At 62.1% G+C, this 2,259-nt stretch carries 3 protein-coding genes; all 3 read left to right on the forward strand.

The features are described from left to right. A partial coding sequence (gene mraW / locus EGI20_RS17625) for a 16S rRNA (cytosine(1402)-N(4))-methyltransferase (RefSeq protein WP_498633022.1) occupies positions 1–437 on the forward strand: 437 nt, incomplete at its 5' end. After that, positions 434–706, forward strand: coding sequence for a cell division protein FtsL (gene ftsL, locus EGI20_RS17630; protein ID WP_498631938.1), 273 nt, complete (start codon positions 434–436; stop codon positions 704–706). The genes mraW and ftsL, both read left to right, overlap by 4 nt. After that, positions 706–2,259 (forward strand): peptidoglycan D,D-transpeptidase FtsI family protein (locus EGI20_RS17635; RefSeq protein ID WP_498633023.1); only part of this gene is annotated, 1,554 nt, incomplete at its 3' end. The genes ftsL and EGI20_RS17635, both read left to right, overlap by 1 nt.

Raw genomic sequence — 2,259 nt, forward strand, 5'->3', positions numbered from 1 at the left:
AGTCCCCCCTCACGACGACGCGTGAGCTCGCCTTGCTCGTCGCGAAGAACGTCCATTCTCGCGAACCGGGTCAGGACCCCGCGACGCGAACCTTCCAGGCCATCCGCATCCATATCAATGGCGAACTGGAAGAGCTGAACCGCGTGTTGCCACAGGCCGGCCGGGTGCTGGCCGAGGGCGGGCGTCTGGCGGTGATCAGCTTCCATTCGCTGGAAGACCGTATCGTCAAACTGTTTATGCGCGATGCAGCGACGGCCGACAAACTGCCGGCCTGGGTCGCGGTGCGGGCGGTCGATATCGGCGAGGCGCCATTGAAGATTATCGGCAAGCCGGTGCGCGCTAGCAGCGACGAGATTGCCGAAAATCCGCGCTCGCGCAGTGCCATCATGCGCACAGCCCTGCGTACGGCAACGCCCTGGCCGGAGCGCGATGCGTGAATCGCTTGAACGCCATTTTACTGATGGTGCTGGTGGCCTGTGCCATGTCGGTGGTGAGCTCGCAGCATATGGCACGCAAGCTGTATAGCGAGCTGGAAAAAGAACAGAAGCAGACCAAGATGTATGGCGTCGAGTATGGCCAGCTGCTGCTGGAGCAAAGTACCTGGGGGGCGCAGGCGCTGATCGAGAAAGTCTCGTCCGAGCGTCTGGGCATGCATGCGCCCGAGCCGCGTGAAATACAGGTTGTATTCGGCAAGGAGGGGCAGTGATGCCGCCCCGCGCCTATTCGCTGCATGACCGTTCAGTGTCCAAGCCCGCCATGCGCATCGCGCCGGGCCGGGTGTCGGTGGTACTGGGCGGCTTGGGCTTTCTATTCTTGCTGCTGCTTTTGCGGGCGCTGTATCTGCAGGTCGCCCAGCAGGACTTCCTGCAGAACCAGGGTGATGCGCGTTTTCGCCGCAGCATGACGCTGGAGGCGACCCGCGGCGTGATTGCCGATCGTAATGGCGAGCCGCTAGCCATCAGTACGCCGGTACAGACCATCTGGGCCAGCCCTGCCGGCATGCCTGAGGTGAATGAAACCCAGTTGGCCCAGCTTGCGCGCCTGCTGGAAGTGCCTGCCGCTGAAATCCGCAGCCGTCTGGCCGACAAGAAGCGCGAATTCGTCTATCTCAAGCGCCAGATCAGCCCGGAGCAGGCCAATGCGGTGATGGAGCTGGGCATTCCTGGTGTGGCCAAACAGCAGGAATTCCGCCGCTATTACCCGGCAGGGGAGATGCTGTCGCATATCGTCGGTTTTACCGGTGTAGACGGCAAGGGGCAAGAAGGGCTTGAACTGGCGCGCGATGCCATGTTGTCGGGCAAGCATGGCAAGCGGGTTGTGCTGCGCGACCGGCGCGGCTACATCATCGACGATCTGGCTGCGATCGAGCCGCCCAAAGACGGCCAGACCATGACCTTGTCGATCGACCGCCGCATCCAGTATCTGGCCTACCGCGAACTGAAAAACGCCGTCGAGGTGAATAAGGCCAAGGCCGGCGGTATCGTGGTACTGGATGGCAAGACCGGCGAAATTCTGGCGCTGGCCAATTATCCGTCGTTCAACCCCAATAACCGCATGCGTCTGGACCCGGAGATGCGGCGTAACCGTGCAGTGATCGACATGTTCGAGCCAGGCTCGACCATGAAGCCGTTCCCGGTCGCAATGGCGATCGAAAGCGGCAAGGTCAAACCGGCTACGGTGATGGACACCAATACCTATAAGGTCGGCTCGGGCACGGTGCGCGACACGCATCCCAAGCCAGTGATGACGGTAACCGAAGTGATCCAGAAGTCGAGCAACGTTGGCACCTCCAAGATGGCGCTGATGTTTCCGCCCGAACAGATGTGGACCATGTATGACGCGGTCGGTTTCGGCCGTAATCCGCGTGCTGGCTTCCCCGGTGAGGTCGGCGGGCGTTTGCGGGCGTGGAAAAACTGGCGTCCGTTCGAACAGGCCACCATGTCTTTCGGCTACGGGGTGTCGGTCAGCCTGCTGCAACTGGCGCGGGCCTATACGGTGTTTACTGCCGATGGCCATTTGCTGCCGGTGTCGTTTAGCCGCGTGCCGGCACCACCGGCAGGCCAGCAGGTAATCACGCCGGACACGGCGCAAAAAATGCGCGACATGATGACCCGAGTGACCGAGATCGGCGGCACCGGCGTACGCGCCCAGGTGCTGGGCTTCAATGTAGGCGGCAAGTCGGGTACCGCGCGCAAGCTGGTGGATGGGCGTTACGCGGCCGACAAGCATATCGGCCTGTTTGTCGGTTTTGCGCCGGCA

It is taken from the genome of Aquitalea sp. S1-19, from assembly GCF_024343515.1.